Source organism: Oceanobacter sp. 4_MG-2023 (assembly GCF_030689165.1).
GTDB lineage: Bacteria > Pseudomonadota > Gammaproteobacteria > Pseudomonadales > Oceanobacteraceae > Oceanobacter.
Genome location: NZ_JAUYVV010000037.1, coordinates 1 through 15646, shown reverse-complemented (window position 1 = coordinate 15646; position 15646 = coordinate 1). Strand labels below are relative to the sequence as shown.

Annotated in this window: 16 protein-coding genes; 9 read left to right on the top strand and 7 right to left on the bottom strand. The window is 55.3% G+C overall.

The features are described 5' to 3' along the window. The first annotated feature begins 78 nt into the window (after nt 1-78). The 7 genes from Q8W24_RS16390 to Q8W24_RS16360 all read left to right on the top strand — a co-directional run bounded on the left by Q8W24_RS16390 (nt 79) and on the right by Q8W24_RS16360 (nt 6431). A complete protein-coding gene (locus Q8W24_RS16390; RefSeq protein WP_305475970.1) occupies nt 79-414 on the top strand; it encodes a GyrI-like domain-containing protein in 336 nt (111 codons plus the stop codon). A 295-nt stretch (nt 415-709) separates the two neighbouring features. Beyond that, nucleotides 710-1651, top strand: coding sequence for a LysR substrate-binding domain-containing protein (locus Q8W24_RS16385; RefSeq protein ID WP_305451731.1), 942 nt, complete (start codon nt 710-712; stop codon nt 1649-1651). A gap of 193 nt (nt 1652-1844) precedes the next feature. Then, the gene (locus tag Q8W24_RS16380; RefSeq protein WP_303434805.1) at nt 1845-2699 is read left to right on the top strand and encodes a VOC family protein; all 855 of its coding nucleotides are present in this window, start codon (nt 1845-1847) and stop codon (nt 2697-2699) included. Nucleotides 2700-2737: 38 nt separating this feature from the next. Then, entirely contained in the window at nt 2738-3439 is a 702-nt protein-coding gene (locus tag Q8W24_RS16375; protein WP_303434804.1) for a class II aldolase/adducin family protein, read from the top strand. After that, nucleotides 3436-4095: a TRAP transporter small permease gene (locus tag Q8W24_RS16370; protein ID WP_305475968.1), complete on the top strand. Its 660-nt coding sequence runs from the start codon at nt 3436-3438 to the stop codon at nt 4093-4095. Before Q8W24_RS16375 ends, Q8W24_RS16370 begins: the two co-directional genes overlap by 4 nt. After that, nucleotides 4095-5354, top strand: a complete 1260-nt coding sequence (locus tag Q8W24_RS16365) for a TRAP transporter large permease (RefSeq protein ID WP_303434801.1) — start codon at nt 4095-4097, stop codon at nt 5352-5354. The genes Q8W24_RS16370 and Q8W24_RS16365 overlap by 1 nt, the downstream gene beginning before the upstream one ends. A 108-nt stretch (nt 5355-5462) precedes the next feature. Continuing rightward, nucleotides 5463-6431, top strand: coding sequence for a TRAP transporter substrate-binding protein (locus Q8W24_RS16360; RefSeq protein WP_305475966.1), 969 nt, complete (start codon nt 5463-5465; stop codon nt 6429-6431). Nucleotides 6432-6494: 63 nt separating this feature from the next. Here the strand turns inward: Q8W24_RS16360 and Q8W24_RS16355 are convergent, their stop codons facing one another. The 7 genes from Q8W24_RS16355 to rsxA all read right to left on the bottom strand — a co-directional run bounded on the left by Q8W24_RS16355 (nt 6495) and on the right by rsxA (nt 12011). After that, nucleotides 6495-6755, bottom strand: a complete 261-nt coding sequence (locus Q8W24_RS16355) for an RnfH family protein (protein ID WP_303434799.1) — start codon at nt 6753-6755, stop codon at nt 6495-6497. Nucleotides 6756-6810: 55 nt separating this feature from the next. Then, nucleotides 6811-7488 carry an electron transport complex subunit E gene (locus Q8W24_RS16350; RefSeq protein ID WP_303434798.1) on the bottom strand — a complete coding sequence of 226 codons (678 nt, stop codon included), beginning with the start codon at nt 7486-7488 and terminating at the stop codon, nt 6811-6813. Then, the gene (gene rsxG / locus Q8W24_RS16345; RefSeq protein ID WP_305475964.1) at nt 7485-8183 is read right to left on the bottom strand and encodes an electron transport complex subunit RsxG; all 699 of its coding nucleotides are present in this window, start codon (nt 8181-8183) and stop codon (nt 7485-7487) included. The genes Q8W24_RS16350 and rsxG overlap by 4 nt, the downstream gene beginning before the upstream one ends. Before the next feature lies 1 nt (nt 8184). Continuing rightward, nucleotides 8185-9291 carry an RnfABCDGE type electron transport complex subunit D gene (locus Q8W24_RS16340; RefSeq protein ID WP_303434796.1) on the bottom strand — a complete coding sequence of 369 codons (1107 nt, stop codon included), beginning with the start codon at nt 9289-9291 and terminating at the stop codon, nt 8185-8187. Between the two features lie 2 nt (nt 9292-9293). Next, nucleotides 9294-10832, bottom strand: coding sequence for an electron transport complex subunit RsxC (gene rsxC, locus Q8W24_RS16335; protein WP_303434795.1), 1539 nt, complete (start codon nt 10830-10832; stop codon nt 9294-9296). Between the two features lies 1 nt (nt 10833). Next, the gene (locus tag Q8W24_RS16330) at nt 10834-11361 is read right to left on the bottom strand and encodes an RnfABCDGE type electron transport complex subunit B (RefSeq protein ID WP_303434794.1); all 528 of its coding nucleotides are present in this window, start codon (nt 11359-11361) and stop codon (nt 10834-10836) included. Between the two features lie 77 nt (nt 11362-11438). Continuing rightward, a complete protein-coding gene (rsxA, locus tag Q8W24_RS16325) occupies nt 11439-12011 on the bottom strand; it encodes an electron transport complex subunit RsxA (RefSeq protein WP_303434792.1) in 573 nt (190 codons plus the stop codon). A gap of 352 nt (nt 12012-12363) precedes the next feature. On the opposite strand from rsxA, the gene nifL reads away from it, so the two are divergent. Together nifL and nifA are read left to right on the top strand one after the other, a co-directional pair. Next, a complete protein-coding gene (gene nifL / locus Q8W24_RS16320; RefSeq protein WP_305415626.1) occupies nt 12364-13962 on the top strand; it encodes a nitrogen fixation negative regulator NifL in 1599 nt (532 codons plus the stop codon). 9 nt (nt 13963-13971) lie between these two features. Then, nucleotides 13972-15576, top strand: a complete 1605-nt coding sequence (gene nifA / locus Q8W24_RS16315) for a nif-specific transcriptional activator NifA (protein ID WP_303434788.1) — start codon at nt 13972-13974, stop codon at nt 15574-15576. Nucleotides 15577-15646: the final 70 nt, after the last annotated feature.

The following is a 15646-nucleotide window of genomic DNA, read 5'->3' as shown; positions in this document are numbered from 1 at the left end:
CAGGCCTGCAAGTCGGCTTCGTGATTCGAAACCATCCGGTAGCCCAGAGTGAGCACCGGATTAAATAGATGCCCCCTGTTGTACGAACATGCCCCAGATATCGATAGCAACTGGCATATTGGTATCGGTGCCAGTATTCCGGCATCACACAAGGAAGCCGTTTATGGGGCAGCTTTGCCGGATGGCTTCCGGTTGCATTTATTGGGGTCGGGGGAGTATGCCCGGTTGAGAGTGCAAGGAGGAGAGGCCGGATTGCGGGGCGCTCTGAGTTGGCTGCTGAATGATTGGTTGCCAACATCTGGTTATGAGCTGGGCGAAGGGCTTTGCCTGTTTGAGCGGTTGCAGTTCCCACCGTTTGTGGCGCCAGACCAGACGCTGGTCGATATCCTGCTACCGGTTGAAGCACTGGTATAAACCAGCGCTTCCTTGCGGTCGCGGGTGATAACAGCACCGGCACACGACATAAATACACGGTATAAGCGAACATCCGTTAGCAACAAATCGTCAGACAACAAGCAAGTTCGGCGCCTACCTTTCTGGCATATTCTGCATTTTCCCCTGCATGAGCCTGATTCTGATGACTGTCGCCAGCGGTGGCTCCCCGGCCTTTCGTAACGGTATGATGGTCAGAAACGGGATCATTATCTCGACTTGCCTTGCATGAGTGACCACTCACAACAACCATGGGCAAGAGATACGGGGAAACACCATGCAGAATGTCAATTGGATACGTCGGGTCAAACTGCAGCAGTTACGTGCGGTGCTGGCGCTGGCAGACAGTCCCAGTCTGGTACAGGCATCGGAAGCCCTGAATCTCAGCCAGCCTGCCGTCAGTAAAATACTACGTGAACTGGAAACCGACCTGGGCGTGGAGCTGTTTACCCGTACCAGCCGGGGCAGCCATACCACGCCGATGGGCGATATGCTGGTTGAGCGGGTGAAGGTAATCTTTTCCCAGTTGGAACGGGTGGCTCAGGAAATTCATGACATCAATGAAGGCCTGAGTGGGCATGTGGTGGTTGGTGTACTACCAGCCGGTGGTGCTGACTTTTTGCCCCGGGCACTGGCGAGCTTGTACCGTCAATATCCCGGTATTCGGGTCACTATTATCGAAGGCACCTACGACAGCCTGATTCCCCAGTTGCAGCAAGGGGCGATTGAAATGATCGTTGGACGTATTCCGGCTTACCGCTTTCGTGATGGTCTGGCCGTCGAACCCTTGTATGAAGAAACCATTACCTTTGCGGTTTGTCCGGATCATCCCTTGCTGGCCCGGCCCGACGTTACCTTGAAGGACCTGCTGGATTGGCCGTGGATTATGCCATTGCCTGATACCACCCTGCGGCAAATGGTCGAAAGCGCATTCCATGATGCCGGGCTGGATTTGCCCCAAGCCCCGTGCGAATCCATCTCGGTGATTACCAATCGTCGTTTGATTATGGCCACGGATTATATTGCGGCTTTTCCGAGCCAGGTGATCCAGACGGATCTGGATACCGGGCTGCTGGCAGCAATCCCGGTCAACCCTGCCAAATCGTTTGGAGCGGTGGGCATCAGCCAGGTGAAAGAGCGGCCGCTGTCGTACGCCGCCTTGCGGCTGGTCGAAGAACTGCGCGGGATTGCCGGACGCTACGATCACAGCAGTGACTGAAGGCCCTGCGTGACAGAGGCCCGTCGCGCTTGTCTTTGGTGACGGCTATTGCTTTTTGTTATGGCTGGATGCTTATTATTCATTACCAGTGATAGGGGGGGTGTAATACAGTCGGTTCATAAGCTGTTCACCGGTTCAGTCCAGCGCTGATCCCTGTGGATGACAAACAATAAAAATAAACAGGAGTCTGACGATGTCCGATATTACCGACGTCCGTTACGTCCGTTTTGGTACCCGTAATTTACCCGCCGCCATCGACTTTGCCACGCGTATTGTCGGTCTGCAATTGGTACGGCAAGAGCACGGCAGTGCGTATTTTCGTTCCGATGATCGCGACCATACCCTGTGTTATTTCGAAGGTGATCCCAATGATCATACTCTCGGTTTTGAAGTCAGCGATGGCCACCAGCTGGAGCTGGCGGCTGCCGAGTTGGAGCAGCATGGCTTGTTCCCGCGATTTGGCACGCCAGAAGAATGCGAGCAGCGTTATGTGCATGCGTTTTTAACCTTCAGCGATCACACCGGTAACAAGATTGAATTGGTGTGGCGCCCCCATGCCAGTGGACGGCGTTATTTCCCCAGCCGTGACGCAGGCATTACCGGCTTCAGCCATGTGGGCCTGTGTTCAAAAGATCCGGCCCGTGATGAGCAATTCTGGACATCGATCTTTAATGCCCGGGTCAGTGACTGGATCGGGCCGTCGGCCCTGTTACGGCTGGATGCGATTCATCACCGGCTGGCGCTGTTTCCAACTGATCGTTCCGGTGTTCAACATATTAATCATCAGGTTGAGAGCATCGACGACATCATGCGCTCCTGGTACTTCCTGAAAGAGCAGGGTGTCAAGGTTGTGTTTGGCCCTGGTCGCCACCCAACGTCAGGGGCCAGGTTCCTCTACTTTGAAGGGCCAGAAGGCATGATCTACGAATATTCCTGTGGCGTATCCGAAGTGGATGAAGCCACTCATCGGCCGCGGCAATTCCCTCTGGAGCCATCCGGTTTCTGCATGTGGGGGTCCAAACCCGATATTGCCGAGTTCAAGAGTTAAGCCGGTACATACCGTCCCTCGATAACGAGATTTTATTTATGACGACACGTCCTCATTCACTGGAGGAGAGCACTATGGTGCCTGCTGCCAGCCAAATTCTTGTCCGTCGCGCTGCTCGTGCACTGGATCGTCATGGTCTGGTTCACGCTTATGGCCATTGCAGCACACGGCTCAGTGACAGCCACTTTCTGGTGTGTGCTCCCAAGCCCATGGGAACGATTGGGCCGCAAGATGACGGCACCATCGTCCCGATCTACGGCGATTTGCCTGAGCATGTGTTAGGGGAAGTGCGCATACACCGTGAAATTTATCGCCGTCGCCCGGAAGTCGGAGGGGTTGTGCGCAGTATGCCGCCTTCGGCGATGTCGCTATCGGCATTGGGGCGTACACCCCGGGCCTTGCACGGTATGGGCAGTTACTTTGCACCGGCTCCGGCACTCTGGGATGACCCGCAACTGATTCGTACTGACGCGGCCGCCAATGCCCTGGCCGATCAGCTGGGTGATGGCAATGCCATTGTGATGCGTGGTAATGGCGTGGTCACGGCATCGGTCTCACTGGAAGAAGCGGTGTCCCTGACCTGGTATCTGGATGATGCCGCCCGCATCGAACTGGACTGTCTGGCCCAGGCACATTCCGTGCGGGAGTTGAGCGCGGCAGAAGCGCAACAGCGGGCGACCCGCAGTGGCCGTATTTTTGAACGTATGTGGGATTACCTGACCTGGGGAGACCCGGAATGAACCCGCTGGCGGCTTCGGGGGCATCCGCTATCGGTGGCGTCGAAACCGCCACGGATACCTCAGCTTCTTACCCTGACCCAACAGGAGTTCTGATCATGTTATCCAAGTGGAGTGACCGTCTGGCGCGGCTGGAACTGGCGGCGGCCGGGGCGATGCTGACCCTGGTGCTGGGGTTGTTATTACTCAATATCGTGACGCGTGCCATTGGCCAGGCGTTGTTCTGGATTGATGAGGCGGCGGTGTTGGGCATGGTCTGGATGGTTTTTTTGGCCAGCGCCGCCAGCTTGCACAATGGCACCAATATCGCGATGACGCTGGTGATTGAGCGGCTGCCAGAGCGTCTGGCACAGCTGATGGCCGTTGTGGTGAACGCCACTCTGCTGGTGTTTGTGGGGGTGCTGTTGTGGATGTTGTGGCGCTGGTTTGACCCGTTGACTCTCTGGAGTATGGGGGGTGATACCTCGGCTTATGCCGCATCCACGTTCAACTTTATTTATGACGAACCGACGATGACGCTGGGCTTCCACAAGGTCTGGTTTTGGCTGGTGCTGCCGGTGTTTGCCCTGGGGTCTGTGTTTCACCTGGTTGTCCGGTTGCTGAACAGTGTGAAAGACCTGAATGCTCTGACGGTCTCCACGACACAAGGAGAACAATAATGGTGATTTCCAGCTTTTTGGTCTTGTTGGTGATCGGGATGCCGATTGCTTTTCTGCTGGCTATTACAGCATTGATCTACATTTTCAGCAGCGACAACCTGGTACTGCTCAGTTCCTACCCCCAACAGCTGTTCGGCGGGCTGGAAAATTACGGTTTACTGGCGCTGCCGCTGTTTATTCTGGTGGGTGAATGCATGAATGAAGGAGGCATTGCCCGGCGCTTAATGGCGATGGCAATGGCCTTGATCGGCTCAGCACGGGGTGGTCTGGCGTATGTGAACCTGCTCTCCAATATGATGATGGCATCCATTCTTGGCTCCACCGTGGCACAGATCACCATTATGACCCGTGTCGCCGTGCCGGAGATGGAGAAGGCGGGTTACCCCAAAGATATGGCCGTGGCATTAACGGCGGCTGGTGGCCTGTTAGCGCCGATTATTCCACCTTCCATGCTGTTTGTGATTTTTGGGGTGATTGCCCAGATTTCCATCGGTGACCTCTTTATTGCCGGAATTATTCCGGGGCTGTTATTGGGGCTGGCATTTTTTGCGCTGCTGGGCTGGATGGCCCGTCGCCATGATTTCCCCGCCAACGAACGTATGAGCTGGCGTCAGCGGCTGGCCTCTTTCCGTAATGGGTTGGCAGCCGGATTGGTACCTGTGGCCATTATTGGCGGCATTTTATCCGGCCTGGCAACACCGACAGAAGCCGCGGCGTTGGCGGTGGTCGTGGCGATACTGGTCGGCCGTTATGTGTACGGTGAATTTGATTTGAACAACCTCTGGCCAGCATTGGTACGGACGGCCCAAAGCTCTGCCATTGTGCTGTTATTGATTGCGGCAGCACAGGTCTTTAGCTGGGTGATTACCTTTGAAAATTTACCGGGCCTGACCGCTGCCTGGTTGCAAGAAGTGTCGTCATCCCCGCTGGTCTTCCTGCTGCTGGTGACCGGGTTGCTGTTGTTGATCGGTATGATTCTCGACCCGATACCGGCGCTGATTCTGGTGGTGCCGGTGTTATTACCCGTCGCGACCTCGGTCTATGGCATCAATCCGTTTCACTTTGGTGTGGTGGTGTGTCTGACGCTGGTACTGGGCTTGCTGACCCCACCGGTTGGTTCAGCGCTGTTTACTGCCTCGGCCCTGTCGGGTGTCAAGGCCGAGCGTATTGCGCTGCTGCTGGGGCCTTATCTGGGTGCCATGCTGCTGGTGATTTTACTGTTGGTGTTCTTCCCTGTGCTGATAACGGTACTGATCTGAAACAGGAACCGATAACGATCGGGTAACGCACGTTACCCACCTCTGACCACTTGCGGGTCATATTTCTTCAAATAATAACAATGGCAGCTTGTCTGCCCGGAGATACAGATGAAAAAAATAACAGGCTATCTCTCAGCATTGCTGATGGCTTTACTGTTACCGGCAATGGCGTATGCCGATACCTTGCGGCTGGGGTTGATTACGCCACCCAGTCACCAATGGACACTGGCGGCCAAGGCGTTTGCGGCCGATCTGGAAAAGAGCAGCGACGGCAAACTCAAGGTCCTGGTTTTTCCATCCGGCCAGCTGGGTAACGAAGCGCAAATGTTGCAACAGTTACAGACCGGGGCGTTGGATATGGCATTTCTGACGGCAGGGGAAATGGCCAACCGGCGTCCGGATTTTGCTGCACTGTTTGCGCCGTATCTGGTGAATACCCCCGAAGATGCGATGTTTTTGCTGCATGGCAAAACAGCCACCGGCATGCTGGATGAGTTAAAAACCCTGGGGCTGGTGGGGTTGGGTTACGGCATGGCAGGATTCCGCCAGATTGTTATGCGCGACGAAGTCCACAGTGTTGATGATCTGAAAGGCAAGAAAGTCCGGACAATCCCGATTGCACCCGAGCGTGATTTTTGGGTGAAAATTGGCGCTGCTCCAACACCGATTCCTCTGCCTGGGCTTTACGATGCCTTTGCCAATGGGCAGGTGGATGGTATGCAAATCGATTTTGAAGGTACCTGGAATGCCCGTTACCTGGCCTCTGCGGGCAGTGTGATTCACTCTTCCCATATGTTGTTACCCATGGTGGGGGTGGCATCGGGCAAACGCTGGGCTGGATTAAGCGGTGACGACCGGAATCTGGTCAAGTCATTGGTGGGCAAACATCTGGATCAGGTATTTTCGATCTATTCTGAACTGGATCAGGACTACCTGGCCAAGATCAAAACCTCGGATGTGCCTGTGACCAAGGTTGGTCGTGAGTTTTTTGGGGATGCGGTGGACCGTTGGTATCAGGAATGGCGTAAAAAAGCACCGGCACTCAAGGCATTGGAAGCAGAAGCTGCGGCGCTGTAGCCCGATGATACCGGTAGCTGCTGTGCTTGAGTAACCCAGAAGAACGAACGCCCGTCAGGGCGTTCAGTCATCCTCATCGTCGTCGTCATCCAGATTGCGAATGATCGGACGATACACTTCAACACGATCGCCGTTTTTCAGCGGTGTATCCGGCTTGGCAAGCTTGCCAAAAATCCCTACCCGCTGTTGCTCAAGATTAATGTCGGGGTAGTGCTCCAGCAGGCCGGATTGTGCGACCGCATCGGCCAGCAAGCAGGGTTCTTCGACGTCGAGTTCAATCCAGGGTTGGTTGTTGCCAATGGCATAAACAACGCTGATGTGCATGGCGTGTTCCTTTCGTATTGATCCAACAGGTTGGTGTTGTGTCATCGCCCGGTGTTCAGCAGTGGCTCTGGATTGTCACCAGACCATCGTTACTGGAAGAAGACAAGCGGCGATCAATCATGCGTTTGATAACAATCAGAAACCCGAGCGCCATAAAGGCACCAGGGGGCAAAATGGCCAGTAATATGCCCGAATAATGAGGGATCACTTCGGTCTCCAGCCAGGCAAAATGACTGCCGAGCAGCAGTGACGCATTGGCAAACAAGGTGCCACTGCCGATGATTTCACGCATGGCACCCACAGCCACCAGTACCCAGGTAAATCCCAATCCCATCGAAAGCGCATCTGCCGCCGCCAGATGCACCGGTTGTTTGCTGGCGAAGCTTTCGGCGCGGCCAAAAATGGCACAGTTGGTAACAATCAAAGCGATAAATAACCCAAGCACCTTGTACAAATCATGCAAGAAAGCATTGATGGCCATATCCACCATGGTGACCACGGTGGCAATCAATACAATCAGTACCGGAATACGTACTTGTGGGCTGATCACCCCGCGGACTGCTGAAATCATGATGTTGGTAATCATCAGCACCGCCAGGGATGCGATACCCATGCCCAGGCCATTGGTGGCGCTGGTAGTCACTGCCAACAGTGGACAGAGGGCCAGCATTTGCCCCATGGCCACGTTGTTGTCCCACATGCCTTCACGAAAAATCTGCCGGTACTGGTTCATTGCAAAATCTCCTGTTCGTTGCCGGTGATGGCTACCGAAGACGGCTGCTGGAATTGAGGCTGTTGTTGACGCCATTGTTCGATCAGTAACAGTCCTTGATGCACGCCCTTGACCACGGCTCGGGGGGTAATGGTGGCACCGGTAAACTGGTCGAAGCGGCCGCCGTCTTTCTGTACGGCCCACTGCTGTTCCGGGGTGTTGGCAAGTGATGTGCCATCAAAACCCGTGATCCAGTCACTTTTGGGACGTTCGATCTTATCGGCCAGTCCGGGGGTTTCCTTATGGCTGATGATACGGACCCCTAACAGTTCCCCGTCTGGGGTGGTGGCCATAATCATATCGATGATGCCGCCCCAGCCCGCGATGCTGATCTGCAGGGCCAATGCGGTGATATCGCCGTCTTTGCGTGCCAGCATCAGAGTCGCGGGGCCAGACAGCACCGGACTGGACAGCTGTTCCGTATCATTGAGTGGATCGTTGTCGTAATAGCTCTGTGGCAGCACCTGAGCCAGCATGGCCAGCTTGTCGGCAGTCAGATGGTCCGCGATGGTCTGATGCGTACCCAGGTTACCAACGACCAGCAGCAGGCTGACGATGGCGCAGGCACCTCCCAACAGCAGAGCCTGATACAGGGGCTGGTCGCGAAATGCGGCAGTGGGTGCGGATTGTGTTGTTTGATCCAGTGGTTGTTCCATGTCATACCACCCTGCGCTGTGCCGGTGTGTGTTTGATGGCGTCGCCAGAATGACGTCGGCCATAAGCCCGAGGTTTGGTCACGCGATCAATCAGCGGAGCCAGTGCGTTCATCAGTAAAATGGCGAAGGCGACCGCTTCGGGAAAGCCACCCCAGCTGCGAATGGCAAACAGCACAACGCCGCAGCCAGCTCCAAAAATCAGCTTGCCTACCGGTGTTGACGGTGAGGTCACGTAGTCAGTGGCGTAGAAAAAAGCACCGATCATTACGCCACCAGAGGTCAGATGAAACAGGACGCCGGGGTAGGATTGTGGGTTGCTGAGATTGCCGAGCCAGGCCAGTAAAGCCAGCGTACCAAGCAGAGAGACCGGGATATGCCAGCTGATCGTGCGGGTTATTAATAACCAGATGCCCCCGAGCAGTACCAGTAACGTGGAGGTTTCACCCAGACTGCCACGGGTCAACCCCAGGAAAGCGTCGTAAAGAGAAAAGTCCTGGCTGAGCATTGCGGCCAGGTCGGCCCCTCCGGCTGCGGCGGCTTTACTGGCACCGAGCCAGGTTGCACCTGTGATGCCGTCGGCGGCGTCACTCATCCAGGGCTGACCGGCAAAGATAATAGCGAAGGCATCGGCCAGACCAGGGGCGTTGGCGCTATCGATCGGCGTGACATTGACCCAGGTTGTAAGCTGCACCGGAAACGAGATCAGCAAGGCGATACGGGCCAGCAGCGCCGGGTTAAAGACATTTTGGCCAATACCGCCATAAATCTGTTTGCCGATGGTGATGGCAAAAAAAGCACCACCGACGGCAATCCACCAGGGAGCCCAGGGTGGCAGGGTCAGGGCCAGTAGCCAGCCGGTCAACAAGGCTGAACCATCCCACAAACGGCTGAGTGGCTGTTGCTGTACATACAGACAAGCCAGTTCGGTCAGAATCGCAGCCAGACAGGTGGTGACAAACATCACCACGGCTGGCCAGCCAAAACAATAGAACCCCCACAGACTGACGGGCGTCAGTGCCAGACAGACACGCAGCATGATGCGATCAATACTGGAGCGGTCGTGGGCATGGGGGGAAGCGGTGGGAATATACTGGGCGTCGGCGGTCATGATCATGCTCCCGCGTGGTCGGTGGTAGAGGCCGTTTCGGCTGTATCAGCGGTGTCAGCCGCTACCGTCGTGGGGGCGGCTGCCTTACGCGGTTTTTTGGCTTTGGCCTTGGCTTTTTTCGCCTGTTTGGCGGCTTCCTTGGCTGCTGCTTCCCGTTCCAGCCGTTCTTTACGGGCGGCCATCAGTTCCTGGGTGTAGCTCAGTTTCTGCTGGCTGGCACGGCTCTCGGCCAGCTCACCTTTGGCGTATTCGAAATACTGCACCAGCGGGATATGGGAAGGGCAGACGTAGGAACAGGAGCCACACAGAATACAGTCACGCAAACCGGCATCCTGAGCGCTGTCGAAGTCGTCCTGTTTTGAGTTGCGAGCCATTTCCAGCGGCAGCAGTCCCATCGGGCAGGCATCCACACAACGGCCACAACGGATACATGGCGATGGCATATGTTCGTTGACTTCGGCTTTGGTTAACGCCAGTACCCCGGAGCTGCCCTTGATCAGGGGAACCTCTGTGGTGGGCAAGACCTGGCCCATCATGGGGCCTCCCATCAGCAAGCGGGCGGGTGTTGTGGTGAGTCCGCCGCACTGTTCAAACAGGTAATGAATCGGAGTGCCCAGCAACGCTTCGACGTTCCGTGGTTCGCCAACACAGCCTCCGGCAACGGTCGTTACCCTGGAAATCAGGGGTTTGCCATGGATCAGGGCTTGCTGAATGGCGTATACGGTGGCGACATTGTGAACCAGAACACCAATGTCATTACTGCGTTTTCCGGCGGGTACTTCCAGTCCGGTAACGGCCTGGATCAGTTGTTTGGCCGATCCCATTGGATAGCGGGCGGGCACCACCACGATTTCAATCGCCCCGACATTGGCGGCCGCTTCTTGCAGGGCAGCAATGGCCTGGGGCTTGTTGTCTTCAATGGCGATAACGGTGCGGTAGGCTTCGATAATGTAGCGTACCAGTCGCGCACCTTCGACAATCTCGGCGGCGCGCTCACGCATCAGGCGATCATCCGTGGTCAGATAGGGTTCACACTCACTGCCATTGACAATCAGGGTCTTGATTTCAAAACGACGGCCCTGACGCAACTTGATGGCGGCAGGGAAAATAGCGCCCCCCATCCCGACAATGCCGGCTTGCTCCACCAGGGTGGCCAACGCTTCCTGTGGCATCGAAAACGGGTCAGCGGGTGGCTGCAGTGTTATCCATTCATCCTTGCCATCCGGTTGTAAAATAATGGCATTGGCAGGCAGCCCTGACGGGTGGGGCATGGTAATGGTGTCTATCGACGTAATCGTGCCTGAGGTCGGAGCGTGAATATTGGCTGAAAAACGCCCTGCGGCAGCGGCAATACGCTGACCCTTGAGTACACGCTCTCCGGCTTGCACCAGCGGCCTGGCATCTTCGCCGGAATGCTGGCAGAGCGGCAACCAGAGGGTGTCGGGCAAGGGCAACTGACTGTTGATAACCAGCCGGGCACTGTCGATTTTATGGCCGTCGGGGTGGACGCCACCACGGATTTTTCCTAGTCCGAATAACATATCAGGCTGCCTCGGGTTTCGACCAGTGCCAGCGTTCCAGCGTCACCGGTGCTGTGTTCAGGCTGATGCAGTCTTCCGGACAGGCTTCAAGGCATTGGCTGCAACCCGTGCAGGCCTTGGCGACCACAACATGAATCTGTTTGCTGGCACCGACAATGGCATCGGTGGGGCAAGCCTTGTAGCAGCGAGTACAACCGGTACAGAGGTTTTCATCGATATTGGCCAATAGCGGTTGCGGGGACTCTCCCAGTGTCGACATATCGACGTCGAGCAGGCGAGCAAGGTTTTCCGCCAGCGCCCGGCCTCCCGGAGGACAGCAGGTAACGGCGGCGTCGCCGTTGGCAATGGCTTCTGCCGCCGGGGTGCAGCCAGGAAAACCACACTGGCCGCATTGGCTGCCAGGTAACATCTGTTCGATCTCTTTTACGATAGGATCGTCATCACCCGTGGCAAAGTATTTGGCGGCCAGACCCAACAGGCCTCCAAGCACCAGGCCTAAGAGAGTGAGTACCAAGGTTGCGATCAACATAATGCCTCCTGAAGATCCTGTGCCGGTCTGCACCGGCGTGAGTGGTAAGAAACAACACGGCGTCGAGGACGGCGCATTCAGATCATTCCGCTAAAGCCCATAAATACCAGCGACAACGAACCGGCAGTCACCAGACTGATCGGCGTGCCACTGAACAGCTCAGGAACATTGGCCAATGCCAGCCGCTCCCGCAGTCCGGCAAACATCACCATGACAATGACAAAGCCGAGGGCGGAGCCGAGGCCAAACATCAGGCTTTCGACCAGGTTGTGCTCCTCGGTGATATTCAGCAGTGCTACCCCGAGTACAGCGCAGTTGGTTGTAATCAGCGGCAGGTAAATACCCAGTGCCTTGTGCAGCAGGGGGCTGGCCCGGCGGATCAGTACCTCGGTGAATTGCACCACTGCCGCAATAATCAGAATAAAGGACAGGATGCGCAGGAATTCGATATCCAGAGGCTGCAGCAGCCAGTGTTCAATCATCCAGCTGCATAGCGCCGAGAGCGTCAGTACAAAGGTGGTGGCCAGGCTCATGCCCCAGGCAGCGGATACATTGCTGGAGACACCCATCAAAGGGCACAGACCCAGGAACTTCACCAGTACGATGTTGTTGACCAGCGATGTGCTGACCAGAATCAACAGATATTCCATAAGGTCTCCTGAAATTCGGCGGGTCGGTCGTATGAGCACAAAATTGCATTTCCTGTGCCATGGATTTGAGGCGAATGCTGTTGTCGCAGGTAAGCGACAAAGGAGTGACTGAGAATGGTGCGCAAGGCCTGATAACAGGGCATTTGATAGAAAAACGACAAAGATTCAGCTTGTAGGGTTTGCGACAATTGGCAAAAAACCGGAAAAAGCCTTTGTCGTATTGACGACAAATGTCGGCGGCATTGTCGGGCTATTGACAGAGAACATGGGCCTCTCAGTTAATTTTTATCGCGGCATACTCCTTGCTCCAACCATTAAGGTATAGCAATACGTCACCTTATCAGGAGCTGTTATGAGTAACGTCAGACTCTCGCAAGAACAGGCTGCCGCCGCCGGGCTGGAAGAAAAAGACCTGGCAGAAAAAGGCATCAGTGAAATTCATCCCGAAGGTGTGCTGCTGCCCGAAGAGGTTTTTTTTCAAGCGGTGGAGCATTCGCCTGTCGCTATTTCCATTACGGATCTGAAGGCCAACATTCTTTACGTCAATCGTGCCTTCACCCAAGTGACCGGGTATGGCGAGGATGAAGTCCTGGGGCACAACGAGTCGATCCTTTCCAATCACACCACCCCGCGCATTGTGTATCAGGCGTTATGGGGTCGTCTGGCGCAACAGAAATCCTGGACCGGCATGATGCTGAATCGGCGCAAGGACAAGCGTCTTTATCTTGCCGAGCTGACCGTTGCGCCGGTGATCAATGAAAACAACGAGACACTTTATTACCTCGGTATGCATCGTGATGGTTCCGATATGCACGAGCTGGAACAGCGGGTAATGAATCAGAAACTGATGATGGAAGCAGTGCTGAATTCAGTACCGGCGTCGGTACTGGTACTGGACGAGCATCATCGCATTGTATCGGCCAATCCCAGTTTCCGAGCCTTGGCCTCTGAGCTGCTGCATGACGAGCCGCTGGAAACCGTGGTGAATGTTATCGGTACCAAGTTGGGGTCAGCCTACGAGCAGTTGCTGGAAGATCGCCGCAGCTTCGATGACAAGGAATTCTCGCTGGATTACGGCCGTAGCCGCGGACGCTGGTATTCCTGTTTTGGCACCACTATCGATGTGAAATGTGAAGAAGCGGACGGTTTTTTTGAACAGACCGTACGCCACTACGTGTTGTTGATGATCAATGACATTACCGATATCCGTCGTCGTCAGGAAGAAATCCATCTCAACGCACTCAAGGCGCTGATGGCGGAAGAAGACCTGGTACAAGGCATGCGCGAAACCGTAAATGGTGCCATTCACCAGATGCAGGGACCGGTCAACTTACTGGGTACCGCGGTCAGCATGTTACAACGGCGCACCGGCGATCACCGTGATGACGCCTTGTTGGGTGCTCTGGAAGAAGCATTGGCCTCGGGTAACAGTGCGATGGATAACATGCGGGATGCAATGCCCGACGCACTGGAAGAGAGCAAGAAACCAGTCAATATTAATGAACTGCTGAGGGAGTCGCTGGCATTGTCTACTGAAGGACTATTAGCACAAGGAATCACCGTCGATTGGCAACCAGCGTTGCATTTACCAGCAGTGATTGGCAGGGAGCGGCGTTTACGCAGCATGTTCAAACAACTGCTCGACAATGCGGTCGACGCCATGAGCGATCGCGCAATTCGACGGCGTGAGTTGAGCATTATTACTCGCAGCGAAACAGATGGTGTGTGCTGTGAAATCATCGATACCGGCCCTGGTATTGCACCGCCATTACAGCTCAAGGTTTTTGAGCCGTTCTTCAGCACCAAAACCTCGGGTAATGGTTGTCGGGGCATGGGACTGCCAATGGTGCACGATATCGTTACGGATCATTCCGGCACCGTGCATATTGACCTGTCCCACCGAACGGGATGTCGAGTAGTCGTACGTCTCCCGTTTGTTTCGGCACTTTAGGAGGCAAACATGATGACAACCTCCCGATTAGCGGCTGGCAAACGCATTAACAGCAAATCCGAGCTGATGGAGCGACAGTTCCGTTGCCTGGCTGAAGTGGCTGGCGTGTTATCAGCAGCCAGCACCATTGAAGAAACCCTGACAGGGATTCTGGCGGTTTTACACAATCACGGCGGCTTGCAGCACGGTGTAATCAATCTGTTTGACCCGGAAAACAGCACCTTGCAAGTAGGCGCTGTGTATCGTGACAGCGATGGGGGCGGCAAGGCTCCATCGGTCAAATACCAGCCCGGCGAAGGTATTGTTGGCCGCGTTCTGTCGAGTAACCAGTCGATTGTGCTGGGGCGTATTTCCAGCGAACCACGATTTCTTGATCGGCTGGAACTCTACGATCTGGAGCTGCCTTTTATCGGTGTGCCGATTCGGGATGCCAAAGGCAAGGCGATTGGTGTTCTGGCAGCTCAACCTGACGTTCCGGCGGATGACTATCTGGCCGAGCGTACCGAGTTTATGACCGCTGCGGCCAACCTGTTATCCCAGACAGTCCGTCTACTGGTCAATCAGGAAGAAGGCCAGACCATTGCCCGGGAGCGCGATGAGCTGCGCCGTGAGGTTCGGGTCAAATATGGTTTTGACAATATGGTGGTCGGCCACTCCGATGGCATGCGCCGGGTCTTTGACCAGGTACGTCGGGTCGCCAAGTGGGACAGCACCGTACTGATTCTGGGCGAGTCCGGTACTGGTAAGGAGCTGATTGCCAACGCCATTCACTATAATTCGCCGCGAGCGCACAGCCACTTTGTCTGTCTTAACTGTGCTTCCTTGCCAGAAAATCTGCTGGAATCCGAATTGTTCGGTCACGAAAAAGGCGCTTTTACCAATGCCGTCAAACAGCGCAAAGGGCGTTTTGAACAAGCGGATGGTGGCACCTTGTTTCTGGATGAAATTGGTGAAATCTCGGCTCTGTTCCAGGCCAAGTTATTACGTGTATTACAAGAAGGTGAGCTGGAACGGGTAGGGGGTGGCCAAACCATCAAGGTCAATGTCCGTATTGTTGCCGCTACCAATCGCAACCTGGAAGAAGAAGTCGAAAAAGGCCGCTTCCGTGAAGATCTTTATTATCGCCTGAATGTGATGGCAATCCAGTTGCCACCGTTACGTGAACGGCTGGTGGATGTTCCGGAACTGGCTACCTTCCTGCTCGACAAGGTTTCGCGTCAGCAAGGGCGTCCCTTGCGTCTGACTGACAATGCCATTCGTATCCTGATGAGTCATGACTGGCCCGGCAATGTCCGGCAGCTGGAAAACTGTCTCGAACGGGCGGCAGTGATGAGTGAAGAAGGCATTATCGACAGCGATGTGATTGCCTTGCCGGATCATCAGCGTCAGACGATGGCCAGCAGCCATAGTCATTCAGGTTACAGTCATCCGTCCCCGGCCTCCGCGACCAGTGTTGACCTCGACAACCCGGAAATGGATGAGCGGGAGCGTCTGATTGCCGCTCTCGAACAGACCGGCTGGGTACAGGCTAAAGCCGCCCGCCTGCTGAATATGACGCCGCGTCAAATTGCCTATCGGATCCAAACCATGAAAATCAACGTGCGCAAGCTATAGGGGACATCCATTTAATCCTGCACGGCTCTGCGCGAGTGTTGCCGTTGTTCAGGGCAAGGCGACGAATGCA